This window comes from Bradyrhizobium sp. CIAT3101 (assembly GCF_029714945.1).
GTDB lineage: Bacteria > Pseudomonadota > Alphaproteobacteria > Rhizobiales > Xanthobacteraceae > Bradyrhizobium.
The window spans coordinates 1,567,958-1,584,967 of record NZ_CP121634.1; the positions used below are offsets into that span (position 1 = coordinate 1,567,958).

At 59.7% G+C, this 17,010-nt stretch carries 17 protein-coding genes; 6 read left to right on the forward strand and 11 right to left on the reverse strand.

The window, feature by feature from the left end; translation table 11 throughout:
- The first annotated feature begins 310 nt into the window (after positions 1–310).
- Positions 311–1,018, forward strand: coding sequence for a helix-turn-helix domain-containing protein (locus QA645_RS07195; RefSeq protein WP_283049210.1), 708 nt, complete (start codon positions 311–313; stop codon positions 1,016–1,018).
- Positions 1,019–1,502: 484 nt separating this feature from the next.
- Entirely contained in the window at positions 1,503–2,303 is an 801-nt protein-coding gene (locus QA645_RS07200; RefSeq protein ID WP_283049211.1) for a universal stress protein, read from the forward strand.
- A gap of 238 nt (positions 2,304–2,541) precedes the next feature.
- Here the strand turns inward: QA645_RS07200 and QA645_RS07205 are convergent, their stop codons facing one another.
- A complete protein-coding gene (locus QA645_RS07205; protein WP_283049212.1) occupies positions 2,542–2,832 on the reverse strand; it encodes a hypothetical protein in 291 nt (96 codons plus the stop codon).
- A 246-nt stretch (positions 2,833–3,078) separates the two neighbouring features.
- Between QA645_RS07205 and QA645_RS07210 the strand changes: the two genes are divergently transcribed.
- Together QA645_RS07210 and QA645_RS07215 are read left to right on the forward strand one after the other, a co-directional pair.
- Complete coding sequence (locus tag QA645_RS07210; RefSeq protein ID WP_283049213.1) at positions 3,079–3,429, forward strand: DUF5335 domain-containing protein; 351 nt, start codon at positions 3,079–3,081, stop codon at positions 3,427–3,429.
- Positions 3,430–3,737: 308 nt separating this feature from the next.
- Entirely contained in the window at positions 3,738–4,163 is a 426-nt protein-coding gene (locus QA645_RS07215; protein ID WP_283049214.1) for a DUF3775 domain-containing protein, read from the forward strand.
- A 247-nt stretch (positions 4,164–4,410) separates the two neighbouring features.
- Here the strand turns inward: QA645_RS07215 and QA645_RS07220 are convergent, their stop codons facing one another.
- From QA645_RS07220 to QA645_RS07245, 6 genes are all read right to left on the reverse strand, one after another.
- Positions 4,411–5,424 (reverse strand): NADP-dependent oxidoreductase, encoded by a 1,014-nt coding sequence (locus QA645_RS07220; RefSeq protein WP_283049216.1) that lies wholly within the window; start codon positions 5,422–5,424, stop codon positions 4,411–4,413.
- 125 nt (positions 5,425–5,549) lie between these two features.
- Positions 5,550–7,982 (reverse strand): endopeptidase La, encoded by a 2,433-nt coding sequence (lon, locus tag QA645_RS07225; RefSeq protein ID WP_283049218.1) that lies wholly within the window; start codon positions 7,980–7,982, stop codon positions 5,550–5,552.
- A gap of 16 nt (positions 7,983–7,998) precedes the next feature.
- Positions 7,999–8,406 (reverse strand): Hsp20/alpha crystallin family protein, encoded by a 408-nt coding sequence (locus tag QA645_RS07230; protein ID WP_283049219.1) that lies wholly within the window; start codon positions 8,404–8,406, stop codon positions 7,999–8,001.
- A gap of 155 nt (positions 8,407–8,561) precedes the next feature.
- Positions 8,562–9,392 (reverse strand): universal stress protein, encoded by an 831-nt coding sequence (locus tag QA645_RS07235; RefSeq protein ID WP_283049221.1) that lies wholly within the window; start codon positions 9,390–9,392, stop codon positions 8,562–8,564.
- Positions 9,389–9,865: a hypothetical protein gene (locus QA645_RS07240; RefSeq protein WP_283049223.1), complete on the reverse strand. Its 477-nt coding sequence runs from the start codon at positions 9,863–9,865 to the stop codon at positions 9,389–9,391. The genes QA645_RS07235 and QA645_RS07240 overlap by 4 nt, the downstream gene beginning before the upstream one ends.
- 489 nt (positions 9,866–10,354) lie before the next feature.
- The gene (locus QA645_RS07245; protein WP_283049225.1) at positions 10,355–10,714 is read right to left on the reverse strand and encodes a hypothetical protein; all 360 of its coding nucleotides are present in this window, start codon (positions 10,712–10,714) and stop codon (positions 10,355–10,357) included.
- Between the two features lie 83 nt (positions 10,715–10,797).
- On the opposite strand from QA645_RS07245, the gene QA645_RS07250 reads away from it, so the two are divergent.
- Positions 10,798–10,986 carry a hypothetical protein gene (locus QA645_RS07250; RefSeq protein WP_283049227.1) on the forward strand — a complete coding sequence of 63 codons (189 nt, stop codon included), beginning with the start codon at positions 10,798–10,800 and terminating at the stop codon, positions 10,984–10,986.
- Between the two features lie 59 nt (positions 10,987–11,045).
- Here the strand turns inward: QA645_RS07250 and QA645_RS07255 are convergent, their stop codons facing one another.
- The 4 genes from QA645_RS07255 to QA645_RS07270 all read right to left on the reverse strand — a co-directional run bounded on the left by QA645_RS07255 (position 11,046) and on the right by QA645_RS07270 (position 15,732).
- Complete coding sequence (locus QA645_RS07255; RefSeq protein WP_283049229.1) at positions 11,046–12,368, reverse strand: sorbosone dehydrogenase family protein; 1,323 nt, start codon at positions 12,366–12,368, stop codon at positions 11,046–11,048.
- Complete coding sequence (locus QA645_RS07260) at positions 12,365–12,802, reverse strand: DUF2231 domain-containing protein (RefSeq protein WP_283049231.1); 438 nt, start codon at positions 12,800–12,802, stop codon at positions 12,365–12,367. The genes QA645_RS07255 and QA645_RS07260 overlap by 4 nt, the downstream gene beginning before the upstream one ends.
- Before the next feature lie 313 nt (positions 12,803–13,115).
- A complete protein-coding gene (locus QA645_RS07265; protein ID WP_283049232.1) occupies positions 13,116–14,810 on the reverse strand; it encodes a thiamine pyrophosphate-dependent enzyme in 1,695 nt (564 codons plus the stop codon).
- Positions 14,811–14,976: 166 nt separating this feature from the next.
- Entirely contained in the window at positions 14,977–15,732 is a 756-nt protein-coding gene (locus QA645_RS07270; protein ID WP_283049234.1) for a TMEM175 family protein, read from the reverse strand.
- 470 nt (positions 15,733–16,202) lie between these two features.
- Here QA645_RS07270 and QA645_RS07275 point away from each other — a divergent pair, with 470 nt between their 5' ends.
- Entirely contained in the window at positions 16,203–17,009 is an 807-nt protein-coding gene (locus tag QA645_RS07275; protein WP_283049236.1) for a universal stress protein, read from the forward strand.
- Position 17,010: the final 1 nt, after the last annotated feature.

The window sequence follows — 17,010 nt, forward strand, 5'->3', positions numbered from 1 at the left end:
ACACCAAGCAAATTCTCTCCTGATTGCGATGCGGAGCGAATAGCTCTCGGCACGTCCAGTGCGGCGCTGACTATTGTCAATTTGGATTGTCTATTCGTTCGCGCCGGCTTGCGGAGGAGTGCGGATGTCCTTGATCATCTTTGTCTCAGCGAGGGGCTTTGCTCGGCCCCTCATGCCTGGCGGCGTTAAGTATTATTACTTACGCAGATTTCCTCCGTTTCTGGGTTGTTAAGGCGGACCGATAGTTTGGTCTCGCTCGGTGAGAATATCTCAGGACACAAAGAGCTGCTTGCCAGAAAAGGTGACGCCTATGAAGGTTCCAATGCACGCGGCAGATCACTATCGTCGAATACTGTCGGTTCAACCTCATGCGCTGAGGCGACTTGATGGGGCAGCCACAATCTTGAAATGCAATCGGGATCAGGAAATTCCGGACCGTTCGGAAACTGCCGGGCACTGGTGCTACCTCATCGCTGGAGCAGTTCGCCGCAGCAAGATCCGGCCCGACGGACGGCGACAAATCCTCGAACTCATGTTGCCGCGCGACTTCTTTTTTGTTTCTGACGATCAAAGGGAGGAAACGGTCGAGGCGATCGCTGAACCGACAGTTCTCGCGAGCTATCCTGCTGAACGTGTCGATTTGCTTGCCGACGGTGATCGCGAGCTTGCGCGGGAATTGCGAGGACTTTCGTCCCAGTTGCTGAGGCGAACCAGGGATCAGCTCATGATTCTCGGGGGCGTCACCGCCGTCGAAAAGGTCGGCTGGTTTTTACTGGCTCTTGAGAAGCGGGCGTCCGATCAACAGGGACAGCTGGAACTTCCGATCACCCGGTATGACATTGCCGAATACCTGTCGGTCTCGGTCGAAACGGTTTGTAGAGCCATCACAGATCTGCAGCAGCGCGGCATTATTGCCCTGGTGGGCACGCGGAAGATCAAGATTCTCGACAGAGCTGCCTTGGAGGAGCATGGCGGAAAGACGCCGCAAGGCCGCAAACCGGGTTTGATCGCAGCCTAACACTTTGATGATGGTAGTCGAACCTAGCCGTGTCACACTTCCGGCTCAGTGGCTTGGCGTATTCTAAGGCGCTCTATCATTCGCGCTCGATGAACCCTGACCGTGTGCGCACGCTGATTCCGAGATCATAGGCGATCAGCTTGTTTGGTACCCGAGGGCTGCCACAACGGTGGTGGCTTCGGTAAGCCCCACTATGACAACCCCGTGATCGTGAACGCACAAATTTTATGCCGTGCAAGAAAATCGCCCGTAGCTGACGACCATCAAGGGGAGGCCGGCCTGTGCACTGTATCATGCGCCGAGGACGGCCGCTAAGGCGAACGGCCGCTTGCTGTTGGAGCCGTTCGACCTGCCGGACTGATCGAATGCATCGACGAATTAATGAGATCGAGTTGCGGCCGGTCCTCGAGCTGCGAGAACGGCAGAGTAGCCAAACATCGCGACGGCTGTCGTGAGGAAGGAGAGAGCAATGATCAAGGATGTAATGGTGTGGCTGGACGGCGGCGCCTCCGACGAAATCCGCTTGGCAGCCGTCGCCGATATAGCCCGCCAGCTCGAGACCCGCGTGGTCATCGGGTTGTATCTCAATGTTATGCCATTGCCGGGGCCGATCGAGGGCGACACCACCGCCGCGATTGTCGAGCATGCGCGCGAAACTGGTGACGCGATGGAGGATGCGCTAGCCAAGCGGCTGCGTATGCTGGATCGGCCGGTCGAGATCCGGCGGTTCGATGTGCTGTCCGACGACGTTGCCAGAATTGCCGCGCGAGAGGCGCGCTCCTCCGATACCTTCGTGGCGCTTCGTCCCAATGGCGCGATGGATCCGGAGCAACTCGTCGAAGGCGTGCTGTTCGGCTCGGGCAGGAACGTCTATCTCGTTCCTGAGACGGAGCGGCCGAAGATCGCTTTCGACCGTATTATGGTCGCCTGGAACGGGAGCCGGGAAGCCGCTCGTGCGCTTGCCGAAGCGATGCCGTTTCTGCACAAGGCCGAAAAAGTGTCGGTCATCGTTGCGACCGGCGAAAAGCCAACCGAGGAGGACGCCGTGATGGGGATCGATGCAGTCAATCATCTTCGGCATCACGGAATCGAGGCTAGCCTGCATCGCATCAAGTGCCGCTCTGGCGAAGTCGGCCCGCAATTGATGGCGGAGGCCGAGCGCCGGAAGGCGAACCTTATCGTCATGGGCGGATATAGCCATATGCGCCTGTTCGAGCGGCTGCTCGGCGGGGTGACCTACAGTCTGATGCATGAATCGCCGATCCCGCTGCTGATGGCGCACTAGGAGAGATCGCCTGACGCCGACAGGGAGATTGCAAATGCCGACGTCTTGCCAGCAGATTGGACGTTCTGCTGCCTGGCGGCGTCGTCAATCCCTACAAGCCTCGCGTGCTCCCAAACGGATTTGCGCCGGTGTACCGTTATCCAAACCAACGCGGCGCACGGCCGTCGCATGACCTGCTTGTCGGCGATGACGAAGCGCAGGTCGCCCTGCCAATCCGGCTCGGAAAGAGACTCGGCTTTCAGCGGTTATCCCGCCGCCACTCTTCCGTTGCCAGCCGCATGGCTTCCGTGCGGTCGCAGCCGGTCCGATCCATCCAGCGCTTGATCAGGCCCTCTTTTCCCTGCGCGCTCGTCATGGAAAAGACGCGCTGAAAATCCCGCTGGATATCAGATTGCCGTCCCAAGTCGGCGTGTCGCCGCGTTGCGGGGGCCGGCCGCAGGGCCTGCGGTCTATGCTGCGAGAGGTAATAGGCGACGCCGCCGACTAACAGCAGGAGCAATAGAGCTAGAACGATTTGTACCGTATCCATGTTCGCCACTCCGCTTGTGAAGGGCGCAATATCCCTCCGGGTCCGGCCATTTGCATTGACGGATAGCAAGCCGGTGGGTGACGGATCGCTAGCCTGCTTCTTGAGATGATGACGTCGGGTCTTGACAGCACGCGTCGCGCTGGCAGGAAACACTTCGTCTGAATTGATCGTTGTCAGCGCGCAGAAACGGGCTGTCGGCTTGTAATCATCGAGAACCCGTCGGATTCTCACTCGGAGACTCGAACAATGGCGAAGAAGCTCGAAAAATCGCAATGGAGGGGCTACTTCGATCTCATATCGAAAGCACTGACCGGCAAGCGTGCCGAGATCGAGGTGGCGTCGCTCAATCGCGGCGATCAGATCGAGGCGGAATGGCTACCGTTCTATGGCATTTCCTATGATCCAAGAAACGACGTAGTCGCGCTCGCTCTCGAAGGACACGACCATCTGATCCACAAACCAAGAGAGATATACATCGAAGGAGAAGGTCTGGTGCTGTCCAGTCTCGAGGTTATCGATGCGGATGGCGTGCGGCAGATCGTCGTCCTAAGAGATCCTCTGATGCTGCCAGCGCCATCCTCGGCAAAAGCGGGCTGATCGCTCCAACGATCTGAATAATCAAACGGACGCTTCTGCGTTGGAGCGCTTAGCGCCTCTAGACGGCAACTCTAGCGGTTGCCAGGTTAAGGTGGACTCACACAAGCGTGGTTCGGAACGGATCTAAGGCATCGAGGGCCGGCCGACAATGCCGTAGCATCGACTTGAGGGTGAAGGGCTGCAATTGATCGCATGCATGATTGTCGGCTCGTGCGCCGAGCGAGGCCGGCACGCTGCGGATTGTGCAGTTTGGCCCAATTGGTCATCTCGCCGCCAGGCGCGTTAATCCTATTCCTAAGGAGCGAGCGATGCCCGAACTAGCCATTTCCCGCGAAAAAATCAGCTTTCTGATTGAAAAGGCGCACGAGTTTGATGTCAAGGATTTGCCGACGGATGAGGAATCCGGATCGAATCCTACTGACGATGCTGAAGTCGACGTATTGCAGGACGACGGTAGCGACTCGGTCGCTGCCGAGTTGGCAAGCTTCATCAGGGCCTTGAACGAGGACGAGCAGATCGACCTCATCGCGCTGATGTGGCTCGGACGGGGCGATGGCACGATCGACGAGTGGAAAGATCTGCGTAACCGCGCAGCTGAACGGCGGAACGGATATCGCAACCCACGCTGGGAGACCGTGCACTACCTGCTCGGCGAGCCCTTGTTGGGTGATTTCTTGGCCGAGGGCCTCGACGAGTTCGGAATATCCTGGGTCGATGAGGCGCCCGCGACTTGATGAGCACAATCGAACGCGAACAGCTTCAGATCGTGCACTTCCATCTTGAGATCTGTTCGGGTCGGCTCTCCGGCAGGTTGCGCCGCTCGAGCGTCCTGCAAGGGTATCGAGTGGATCTGAGAGCATCGCGCGCCGGAGCTAGGTGCTTCGCATCGACCGGGCTGCGTCAGGCCATGATGCCGTCGTGTGGACACCCAATCCGGGCCGGCCGCGACTCGATGGGCGGGCTCTGCCCACCATCCTGGCGTCAGGAGGCGTGTATTGAGAGGACGATCTTGCCAACCACGTGCCCCTCGGCAAGTCGCTCGTGCGCCTTGTAGGCGTGGGTGAGGGAATAGCATTCAGCGATCGCGACCTTCAGTTTTGCAGCCTGCACCGCCGCGTTGAGACGTTCGAACTCGCGAACGCCGGATATTCCGTCGTAGCGGATCAATTCCACGCCGCGCCGCTTCTTCGGCGCCGGCTCAACACCATTCGGATGCGCCAGCCGGCCGCCGGGCCGAAGCACATTCATGCATTTTTCCAGCGCGTCGCCACCGGCGAGCGCCAGTATGGCGTCGGCGCCATCGGGAGCGAAGCGCCGCGCCTGGTCATCGATATCGGCTCGCTTGCCGTCGACACTCATATGGGCGCCCAGCTCCTGCACCAGTTCCACGCCTTCGAGGCCGGATGCCGTCGCAAACACTCGGGCACCGCGGAGTCTTGCGAACTGCACCGCAAGCGTTCCGACGCCGCCTGATGCAGCGTGAATGATAATGGTCTCGCCCTTTTTCAGCTTCAGGGCGTCGTCAATGCCTTGCAGGGCCGTCAAGCCCGTGATCGGGATTGCGCCGGCGTGTCGCAAGTCAAGCCGCTTTGGGATCGGCGCGACCTTGTCGGCGGGCACAGCGACGTATTCGGCATAGAAGCCGCCTTTCGGGTTCTCCCAATTGTAGGAATAGACCTCGTCGCCGACTTTAAGCCTCCGCACCCGTGATCCAACTGCGGCGACAATGCCGGAGCCGTCGTAGCCGAGTACCAAGGGAAAATGCGGCTTGCGGGGCGCAAAGTACCCTTCGCGGACGTCGGCATCCCACGGGCCGACGCCGGCGGTATCGACAGCGATCATGACTTCGTCGACGCCCAGCGGCGGCACCGGTAAAGCGTGACCGGTGATCACCTCCGGTCCGCCGAAGCGGTCGATTGCCGCAGCGAACATGGTGCGGGGGACCTGCATCATCTGATGCCGGGGCAGTGAAGCATTGCGGGTACGATCGAGCATATTGGCAATCTCGCAGATTTTAAGCTACATGGACGAGATTGCCGGGCGCTGCGATGACGTCGGTCAATTTTGCGAGGCAAATTTGCGAGGCAAATGCGTGGCCCACAAGCCGGCAGACCGGCCTGTCAGCGGGACCGCGCCGCCCGCCGTTCCGTCGTGGTCGCGTGCGTCATCCCGGGCAGGTTCTGCTGGTCGGTTTGCGGAGAATCAAAGGCGGCTTCGACAGCTTCGTCGACCCGTTCGAGCCAGACGAAGCGAATCTGCTTGCGCGCTTTTTCGGGGACGTCCTCGATGTCCTTGCGGTTGCGTGCCGGCAGCATGACCGTGGCGATACCGGCTTGGATCGCCGCCAGCACTTTCTCTTTCACGCCGCCGATTGGAAGCACCAGGCCGCGCAGCGAGATTTCGCCGGTCATGGCCGTGTCGCTTCGGATTGTGCGCCCCGTCAGAAGCGACGTCAGGGCCATAAACATTGCCACGCCGGCGCTTGGACCGTCCTTAGGGATCGCGCCGGCCGGAACGTGAACGTGGACGTCGGCCTTCTGCAACTTCTTCGTGTCGATGCCGAATTCGAGGGCGCGCGACTTCACCAGCGTCAGTGCGGCCTGAGCGCTCTCCTTCATCACATTGCCAAGCTGACCAGTGAGGATCAGATTGCCGCGGCCGGGAATGCTGGTCGCCTCCACGAACAGTATTTCGCCTCCGGCGGGCGTCCAGGCGAGCCCGGTCGCCACACCGGGCACGCTGGTCCGCATGGCAGTCTCTGGCTCGTACCGCTTTGGTCCCAATATATTCTGGAGATCCGCCACCACGATGACGACGCGCGTTGACTTGCCCTCAGCGATCAGCATCGCGGCGTGCCGACAAATCGCGCCGATCCGGCGCTCGAGGCTTCTCACCCCGGCCTCGCGCGTATAATCGCGGATGACTGCCAGCAGGACGTCGTCGTCGATCTGGCATTGCCCCTCGTTGAGCCCGGCCGATGCCAGCTGACGTTTGACCAAATAACGTTTCGCGATCGCCAGCTTCTCGTCCTCAATGTAGCCGGGCATTTCGATGACTTCCATCCGGTCGCGTACCGCGGGAGGGATATTATCCAGCACGTTGCCAGTACCGATGAATAGGACTTTTGAAAGGTCGAAGGGAACGGCAAGGTAGTTGTCGCGGAACGTCGCGTTTTGCTCCGGATCAAGAACTTCCAACAGTGCGGCGGCGGGGTCACCGTGGAACCCAGCGCCCAACTTGTCCATCTCGTCCAGCATCATCACTGGGTTGCGGGTGCCGGCCTTGTTGATCGACTGGATGATGTTGCCGGGCAATGCGCCCACGTAGGTGCGCCGGTGTCCACGTATTTCACTCTCGTCGTGTACGCCGCCGAGGCTGAGGCGCACGAACTTTCGATCGGTTGCGCGCGCGATGCTCTGGCCGAGCGACGTCTTGCCAACGCCGGGAGGGCCGACAAAGCAAAGAATGGGACTCTTGCCTTCCGGATTGAGCTTGCGTACCGCTAGATATTCCAGAATGCGACGTTTCACTTTCTCGATGCCATAGTGATCCTCTTCGAGGATCTGACGCGCTACATCAATATCAATGCGCTCGGGATCGCACTTTGACCACGGCAACTCCGCGAGCCATTCGAGATAGCTCCGGACCATGCCATACTCGGCCGCTATCTCCGGTAGCCGTTCAAGGCGCTTCAGTTCTCGCCGGGCCTGCTCCTCAGCGTTCTTTGGCATCCCGGCCTTCTCGATCTTTTCCCCCAGCTCCTTCAATTCCGCGGATTTGGGGTCGTCGTCGCCCAGTTCCTTCTGAATGTGACGAAGCTGTTCGCGAAGAATGTGTTCGCGCTGTTGCGATGACAGGGTTTGTTCGGTTTGTTCACCGATTTGCTTCGAAAGTTGCAGAACCTGGATTCGCTTCGCTAACAGCCCGAGCAGCTTGTCAAGAAGCTGAGTGACGTCGAAGGTCTCGAGCAGATCCTGCTTTTCGGCGACTGGAATGTCGATGATCCCGGCGAGGAAGTCGGCGAGCGCCGACGGTGACTCCAACCCTTCGATCGCGGGGCCGATCTCTTGCGGCAGGTTGGGTAGCAGCTGAATCGCGTCGCGCGCGCGCATCTTTAGCAGGTGCATCCGTGCTTCGATCTCGGGCGTGATTACCTCCGATACGCCGATCTCCTTGACCCGCGCGATCAGAAATGGATAGCCCGGGAGAAAGTCTCCCACACGGAATCGCCGCAGTCCTCGGCAGATGACGTAGTGAGTTAGGTCCGAGGTGACATAGCGCAATATCTCGGCAATGGTGCCAACGCGCCGCAAATGCTCGGGCTCCGGCTGTTCGATATTGGGATCGTCCTGCAGCAGCAGGCCGATCTTGCGTGCGCTTCGAACGGCCTCCTGGACCGCCGCGATTGAAGACGGTCTGGCGATCGTCAACGGCAACACAATGCCCGGAAACAGCAACATGTTTCGAATGGGAAGGATAATCGTCGCATCCTCCGGAATGACGGGATGGCTTTGAGTGGCCGCGGCGCTCGAATTGCCGGTCGCATCAGGCATGGAGCCGTCCTTCCATCTACCGTTGTTTGGTGAACTTCAGCGAGAGGCAGCCAAAGGCGAGTTCGGACTCACTAAGCTGAAGCCGCCTGCTGGGGAAACTTATCTGCCGTTCGAACCTTCCGTAGGGAATTTCGAGCCGATGAACGAGGCTCCCGCGCGGGATCGAGCTCGGACGGCGCAATCCCACCACGAGAACGCTGTCGGCATCGACCGATAACTTCACCGTATTCTCGTCAACGCCGGGGAGAGCAACGGTGATCAGGATATCGGAATCGGTCTCGACAATATCGACTGGCGGTTCCCAAACCGCGTCACCGATTGGCTCCGCTGTTGGCCGGAAGAACTGGCGGTGCAATCGTTCCGCGCGATCGATCAGTTCACACGCTCTGGTCCACATCAGCTCTCTTGGATCGATCGCGGCCATGAAACGGTTCCCGAGCTAGGCCGAACGCGCGCTAGGCTTTCTGCCGTCCAGCTATTTCCAATCGGCTACCCTGTTTGAGCCACCCTATGATGCGCGGCGCGAATGAACCTTGACAGCCGTCAATCGCGAATTCGGGACGTAAGATCGGCCCGGCACTAGTGCGCGATGAGTAAGGGAAATGGCGCGATGCGCAGGATCCGGGTGGTCGTGCTGCCTGGCAGCAATTCGTGCAATCCTGAGTGACCGTAACTGCCCAACACTAACAGGTTCGCACTGAGGCTGCGGCATTCTTCGACCAGGATGTCGGCCGTATCATCCTCCTCGCCGACTGCGCGATATTTGACGGCATCGATGCCATGATGCCGGAGGTGCTGTACGGCGTCGTTGGCTTTCAGCGGATCCCCGCTGCTTAGACGCTCGCCTTCCACTACAAGCACGCCAACCTTTTTCGCAAGCTGCAACAAGGGCAGGGCCTCCGCAATGGCACGCGCGGACTCTCGGCTGCCATTCCAGGCGACGATCGCGTTGTCCAGGGGCCGGAAACCCGTCCAGTCATCTGGAACGAGAAACAGATGGCGTCCAGTACCGAAAAGCAAATTGTCGATCAGGTCCGGCGGCTCATTGGACCGACCGTTCGGCCGGAGCGCTACAAATGTGTCGGCGGTGCGCGCCAACAGCAATGCGGTCTCGGACATATCAAGATCGCCGATTACGTCGAAGCGACGTAAGTTTGTTGAAAGCTGCAAGCGTGTGAGACGCTGGAACAGTATGGCTTCAGTGGCGTCGCCGGCCTGCCTTGCCGCCTCTTTCGATTGTTCGGTTTGCTCGGCGCCGCCGCCGTCAAGTTCCCGAACAATATTGAAGAACAATCCGGTTATATGGCCGTCGAACATTGCTGCGATCTGGGCAGCGGCAGCCAAGCGCGCGTCATCCGCAGATGTCCCGTCCAGCCGGATCATTACATCCTTGATCATGGCGTTCGTCATGGCTTGAGTTCGAGTGCGCAACAGTTGACCAGGCCCACCGACAGCAGGACTGCGTCGACCGCGCCCCCGCGGAGGGGGTGCAGTTTGCGATCCTGTCCACTAATCGAGACGTATTCGCAGGACGAGAATCGATGGGCGCCGAACGTATAGCCCGCCTCATCGTGATTATCCTCGTCGGAATTGTAGTCGAACACCCAGCGCGCGAGCTCTGTCCCGCCGAGCTTATGAACGAGGCAGCCGACTTCATCCTCTTCGCCCTGCCACACTCGCCGCACGCGACGATCGGCTCGATATTTTGGCCGGAGCTCCGGATCGATGTGTCCGTCGGCGTCAAGCGGCGCAATGAAGTCATGCCCACGACATGACGCGCCTTCGGAATATTGCCTGGAGCGGGCTGGATTGAGCAAGATGCGGCTGAGATCAGCCAGCTGGGTGCACTCAGGGCGCTCAGGTACTGCAGACGGGGTAGCCATGGTGCGATCCAAATGTTTTCGTCGGAGCAAAAAGCCAACGTTTTCGCAGAGCCACCATGATGGTCGTCAATTGGAGCACGGTAATTCCATAACGGCACACACGAGCGTGCGTCTGCACAGCGCGAGCGATCAGTAGACGCCCATCAAACGTGTGGGAATGGAGATAGATGTCGCCTGCGAGCTATCGGGACCACTGCCGAGCTGCCCTTACTGCTTGTGCTGATCAAAATTCTAAGCGCAATGCAGTCATTCGGATTCGGGTTCATGCTTTTCTAGGGCCCGCAATCATCGCGGCGCTCTGACCGTATGACGCCAATGGGTCGGTATCCGGGAGTGAAGGTCCCAATTGCATCGCGATTGGAATTGAAAAGAAGGACCGCGCGGCTTTTGCCGGCGGTCCAAGTCGCGGGGGGCCCGGGAAGGGCAAGCGACGTGAGGAGCCGCTAAATGCATTTTCTCAGAAAGAAGAGCCGCATGCATTGACAAGGCTCAATTTTCTGATTGGGGTACCTTGCGTGCAGACACAGAACCGCCGACCCCACGCTCGTCGTCCACATCGCTCTCCAGCGGCTTGATCAGCACCGCCGGTTCGTCATAGCCGCTGCGGCTGCTGTAGAACACCAGCGTCATCAAGCCCACGCCTACTACCAGCGAGAACACCACGCCCATCACCAGAGCGACGTAGCCGGACTCCGGCACCTGGTTATCCGTACTGGTCCAGCCGAGGTAGCCGAGCACGCAGGCCGTGATGAGCAGCGCGATCAGCACAGCAATGATCGCCCATCTGGCGAGCTTGCCGTCTCGCGGGTTGGATGTCTCGAGCGTCGATGGACTTTTGGTGCTGGTCATGGACCTCTCCTCAGGATGAGTGTCGAACCACCACCCCGAACTATGGTTCGGTCGAGTTGGTCGCAATCGCATGTAAGGCAGTCGTGATCGCGCTGACGGCGGCCTTAATCCAGCTTGGATATCTCATCGTGATTTTGGTTCCGGTCGATCTCAGCGAATATCTCGCCGATCACCATCCGCCGCTGTGCTCGACTGCGGGCTCGACCTCCATCGTCGCACTGATCCATGCGCTAACCGGCCCGCGAAATTGCGTTCGCTCGAGACTGATCTGAGCGCCGCAAACTGGGTTTCTAAGTTCTGAGCCGGCTTGGTCGATATCGGCATCGCGCGCTCATTTACCGTTGCCAGAGCCGCTCACTCTCCAGACCGCGTTCCCGACATCGTCCGCGACGATGAGTGCACCAGTCCGGTCAAGTGCCACGCCGACCGGCCGCCCGTGAACCGTTTTTTTATCCGGCGCAAGGAAGTCCGTCAGCACCGGGGTCGGCATCCCGCTCGGCCGTTCGTTTGCGAAGGGAACGAAGATGACCTGATAGCCGTTGAGCGGATCCCGGTCCCAACTGCCATGTTCACCCACGAACGCCCCGTTGGCGAATTGCGGTGACAGCGTTTCCCCCTGACTAAATACAAGGCCGAGTGCCGCAACATGGGAACTAAGGCCGTAATCCGGCTTAATCGCCTTCGTCACCATTGCAGGATCCTGCGGATGGACGCGTACGTCCACATGCTGCCCCCAATAGCTATACGGCCAGCCGTAGAACCCGCCGTCCTTGATGGATGTAAGATAATCCGGAACCAGGTCGGGGCCGATCTCGTCCCGCTCGTTGACCACAGCGAACAATTGCCCCGTTCCAGGCTGAATGGCGAGGTTCGTCGGATTGCGCGTTCCAGTCGCGAAAAGGCGCTTTGCACCTGTGAGCCGATCTACTTCGTAGATCGCTGCACGCCCTTCTTCGATGTCTACCCCATTCTCGGTGATGTTGCTGTTAGAGCCGACCCCCACATAGAGCTTTGACCCACCCGGGCTGGCCACCATCGACTTGGTCCAGTGGTGATTGATCGGGCCGGCGGGCAAATCGGCAAGCTTCGTTCCGGGCGCCGTAATCTCCGTCTGGCCCGGCGAGAAGGGAAAGGCGATGATCGCGTCGGTATTGGCGACGTACAAAGTTTCCGCTACCCATGCGACGCCATATGGCGAGTGAAGATGGTCGAGCAGAACAGTCTTTATTTCCGGAACGCCGTCGCCGTCGGCGTCGCGCAACAAAGTGATGCGATTTCCGCCCTTGTCGGACGCACCGGCCCGTGCCTTCACTTTGCCTGAGATGTAATCCTTGGGCCGGAATGGCTTGGTGCCGGGACCGTTGGCTTCAACGACGAGGATATCGCCGTTGGGCAACGGGTAAACCGTGCGCGGATGCATCAGTCCGGTCGCCATCGCTTGGATGCGCATACCCGCGGGAACGGTGGGCGTTTCCCCGGTCTGCCAGCCAACCGCCTGCGGTACGCTCATGGGCGGCACCAGATATTGGTGAGCTTCAGGAAGGTCGGGATTCGGTCCATATTGTTTTGATGGATCGCCGCCTTGGTCACTGCAGGCCGCGAGCACCGCGAGAATCATAAGTCCCGAAGTCACTCGAACGGGATTCGCGATCATTCGCGTTCTCCCCGGCCCACAGCCTTTACGGCGGTAACGCACCAGCCCCGAACACCGGCGGCAAGCAGCAGGATCGTGACGATCGTGGAAAGGGTGATGCCAGTCGGGACAACGGAAGTCCACGCATCCCGCGTATGAACGAAGACGTTGACCAGGGAGAGGATTGCGGCGGCCACTACCAACCCAAAATCAAGCCAGCGGATCGCTCCGGCCCTTCCGAGCGCGACGTCAACTACTAGGAAGATCGTACCGATGAGCGCCAGCACGAGGCCCCCTGTGATCAGCCAAACCGAGAAGTTGGCCCACTGCGAGAGCGAGTTGCTCGTATACATAAAGTCGGTGAACAGAGCGGCCATGAGCAAGGCGCCCCCCAGTCCAACGAAAAATGGGTGCAGTGGCGCATGCGTATGGCCCCCGCGAATTGGCAGCGCCATGTCTTTCTCCCGTTTACTTCGAACCAGGGCAACGTTTCTTCGCATGTGCTACCGAGGCTGAGCCACATGGGATATCCATTAAATACGATTCGCGGCGAGCGCGTTGACAGTCATCAATTATGGTCGCGTCTGCTCCGCTGTCAGTGGCTGCGAGTTCAAGACGTCCGCTACGGAACGCGGATGTAACGGCCCAGCTCTTTCAAACGGAGACTCCGGTATGATGCTCGTCACAATGAGAGTCGACATCACTGACAATCGTCAACCAGGCGGTCTCGCTCGAGCAGATGACCAAGGCTAAGAGTGTTCGATCGCATCAGCCGCCCGTTACGGCGAGAACCGCCTCCTTGATTTTGGCGAGTGCAAAGTGCCCGAACTGCTCCAAATCAACATGGGGCACGTTAGGCATCTCGTCAGCGACCACGACGGCGTCCACGATTGCTGGTCCTTCGGCGGCAAATGCCTCAGGCAGCGCCGACATCAGTTCCGCCGGATTCCTCGCTAGGAAGCCGTGCCCTCCGCAGGCCCGCGCCAGCGCTGCAAAATCCGGATTAGGAAATTCGATTGCCCGGCGGAACGGCACGAGACCGACGCTCTCGGCCTCGAGCTTGATTAGGCCGAGCGATGAGTTGTTGTAGATGACGACCTTGACCGCCAGTTTATGTTGGACTGCCGTGAGGAATTCGCCCATCAGCATGTTGAAGCCGCCGTCACCAATCAGCGCGATCACTTGACGCGACCGTTCCAGGGCCTGCGCGCCGTTGGCCTGCCCAAGGGCCGTCCCGACGGCAGCATTGTTGAATGAGCCGAGAATCCGCTGCGAGCCGGTCTGACGCATCCAGTTAGCAGACCACAGCGTATTCAACCCGGTGTCCAGAGCAAAGATCGCATCGGGGTTGGCGAGATCGCTGACTGCGCGCGCCACCACTTGTGGATGAAGGTTGTCCTTGCTGCGGCGCAGGTCGGCCTGCTTGTCGAGCATCTCGTCCCATTTCCGTCGTTCTCGCGTAACCAGGTCCCAGAACAGGCCATCAGTTTTTGGGGCGACCTTGCCGAGCAGCAGCGCCAGCGTTGGCCGCGCAGAGCCGGTGACGCCAAGCGTCGTCGGCGCGCGCCGGCCTAGAACTTGCGGTCGTACGTCGACCTGAATCACCTTATCTTTGTCGGGCAGGAAGCTGGAATAAGGATAGTCAGTACCGACCATCAGCAAGAGCTCACAATCCTGCACCGCTTTGTAGACCGGCTTGGTCCCGATGATGCCGAGTCCGCCCATCCAGCGGGGATCGTCATACGCCATCAACTCCTTGCCGCGAAACGAATGAACCAGCGGCGCCTTGAGGCGGTCAGAGAGCCTCCGCAGTTCTTCGATCGCACCGCGGCAGCCGGCGCCGCACATGATCACGATGTGGTCGACGGCATCGATTCGGCGCGCCATCTCGGCAACGTCATGCTCGTTTGCTGCAAACTCCGGCCGCGGTTGGAGGGTGGCGATGCTGGCAACACTGCCCTCGGCCTTCGTGGCCAGCACATCCTGCGGAAGCGTCAGATGCGCGACACCAGGCCCTGCGTAGGCTGCGGCGATCGCCTGATGGATCACTGCACCGGCCTGCGCCGCGGACGCAATCGTTTCAGTGTAAAGCGACACGTCCCGGAACAGAAGATCCGGCTCGGTGGTCTGGATGTAGTCGGTGCCATGGAATTTGCGCGGCATATCGCCCGAGAGCGCCAGCACTGGTGCGTGATCGCGGCAAGCCTCATAGAGGCCGGCGACAAGATGGTTGCTGCCTGGACCCGTCGTGCCCGCGCACACCGCGAGTTGTCCGGTCAACTTTGCTTGTCCCGCAGCCGCCAGCGCCGCCCCTTCCTCGTGCCTGACGCCGATCCATTCGACCTTGCTGCGGCGCACGGCATCGGCAAGCGGATTGAGCGAGTCACCAATCAAGCCGAAGATGTGTTTGACGCCGATCTGTTCGAGTGCGCCAACCAGAACGTCCGCAACTGTCTTTGACATCTTGCGCTTCCTTCCCCGATCGCCCAAGCCGAGAGGTTTAATGCCGAGATCAATGCGTGCGCGCCTTGACGGGCGTCAACGTAGCCACTTGGCGCAGCCGATCCGGCGATGTGGCAAACGGCGGCGCAGACGGTGAAGGAAGAGACTGTCAAAAAAGCCATAGTAGCTATCCGGCGCGGTCTGCGCCGCGCTTGACAGCAGCCTCGCGCTGGCCGTTGCCAAACTGCAAGCGTATCCGGGTCTCCGTGAGGCCTTCGCTGGTGACCCCGTAGAAGACGGGCAGCGCCAGGAAGATAACCAGGGCGAGCTTCGGCATCGACAGCCCCACCACGCCCGCCACCGTGTAGCAGACGATGCCAATGATGGCGCGCAACCGCTCCTTGGGAAAGAACTCAGAACCGATGTGGTGCTCGACGAGCCACGGATGAATGCTCAGAACGTGAAACAAGATGAGCCAAGCCAGGCACATGCTGCCGGCAATAGCCGCATAGAGCACGACGGCAATCCTTGCATCAAAATCATTGCCGATCTGGATGGAGGACGAAAGGATCGCGGTCGGGAACGGGATAAGCCCGGATGTCAGCAGCAGAAATAGATTGGCAAGATGTAGGCCGCGGTCGCAGTAGCGCACGCGGGCAAACACGGCGCGATGATTGAGCCAGATGACTCCCGTGTAAAAGAACGACGCGAGGAAAGCGATGTAGCTGGGCCATTGCTCGACCAGTCGGTCAAGGAGTTGACCGGGAGCATGTTCGGGCCGGACGATTTCGGCGACCAGCAGCGTGATTGTTATTGAGAGTACGCCGTCGCTGAAGGTTTCCAATCGATCGGTACCGGATAGCCGTACCTGCGGCAACCGGGACGCTTCCACCGCTGCCGCCGTGCGACGAACATCCTGCCTCGATGTGCTTTCAGTTTTCACGAGGAGTACCCTGCTCTAGAGGACTCAACAAGCATGGGGCTGATTCCGGGGAGGGCAATTGATAACCGTCAGGGTACGGCCGGCATAATGATGTGAAGATGCCGCACTATCATCAACGGAGGCGGATCCGTCGCGGCAAAAACAAGTGGACCTCTGTGACGAAGAACAACCTAATCACGATTGCTGCGGAGCCACAGGCACTGCCATTTCTCCGACCGCGACACAGGCTTGATGGCATGACGGTTTTCCGTCGCTCCCGTTGTAGGGGCTGGGCGGCGGGCGTATTGATCGGCGCCGCACTCGCCGCGCCTCATTATTACTATGAGTCGCCACGGACTGTGCTGTGTCTTCCGGCGTGAGCGCTTCTAAGGATGGCTTCTAAGGATGGATGGGGCTGGAACGTGCGTTCGTCGCGGTGAGGATCGCTACTGACGCCTGAAGCGTGCGCCTCACGGAGAGGTAACTTCTCGATGATCAAGGATATCGTCGTCAATCTGGAGCATGACGTCTCACGAGACCGGGCGCGCGAGTTCGCGATCACGGTCGCGGAAGCATTCGATGCTCATATTGCAGGCGTGGCCTTTGTCTATGCGCCGGACTTTCCAGGCTATGTGATGCTGGAAATGCCGCCCAATATCGTCGCAATGATGGTGGAGGAGAGCAAGAAAGCCGCGGAGGCAGCAATCAGGAGGTTTGACGAGGCCGCAAGGAGCCGCCAGCTCTCGGCGGAACATCGTCTCGTCAGGACCGTAAGGCCGGAGGCGCCAACGCTGTTCGCGGCGATCGCTCGACGCTCCGATCTCAGCACGTTTCTTCAGTCCAGCCCAGACGGGGTAGCCAATGACGACATGATCGAAAGCGCGCTCTTCGAGTCGGGACGTCCACTCATCGTCGTGCCATATATCCATAAGAACGGATTGAAGCTCGACCGCGTGGTATGCTGCTGGGACGGCAGCCTCACCGCGGCGCGGGCAATCAACGATGCGCTACCGCTGCTGGCGAGGGCGGACCAGGTTGATCTGCTGATCATCGAGAACGACAAAACGAAGAATGAGACCACCGAGATTCGCGGGGTCGAAATGGCAAGCCACTTGGCGCGCCACGACGTCAAGGTCGAGATCGAAATCATCCCGGCACCGGATATCGAGGTGGCAGACGCGATCCTGTCTCATGTCGCAGACGAGTCCGGAACCCTGATCGTGATGGGTGGCTACGGTCATGCCAAGCTCCCTAGTTTCGGCAGCTCTCGCCTTTGTCCACTATCGGATCGGCGGTGAC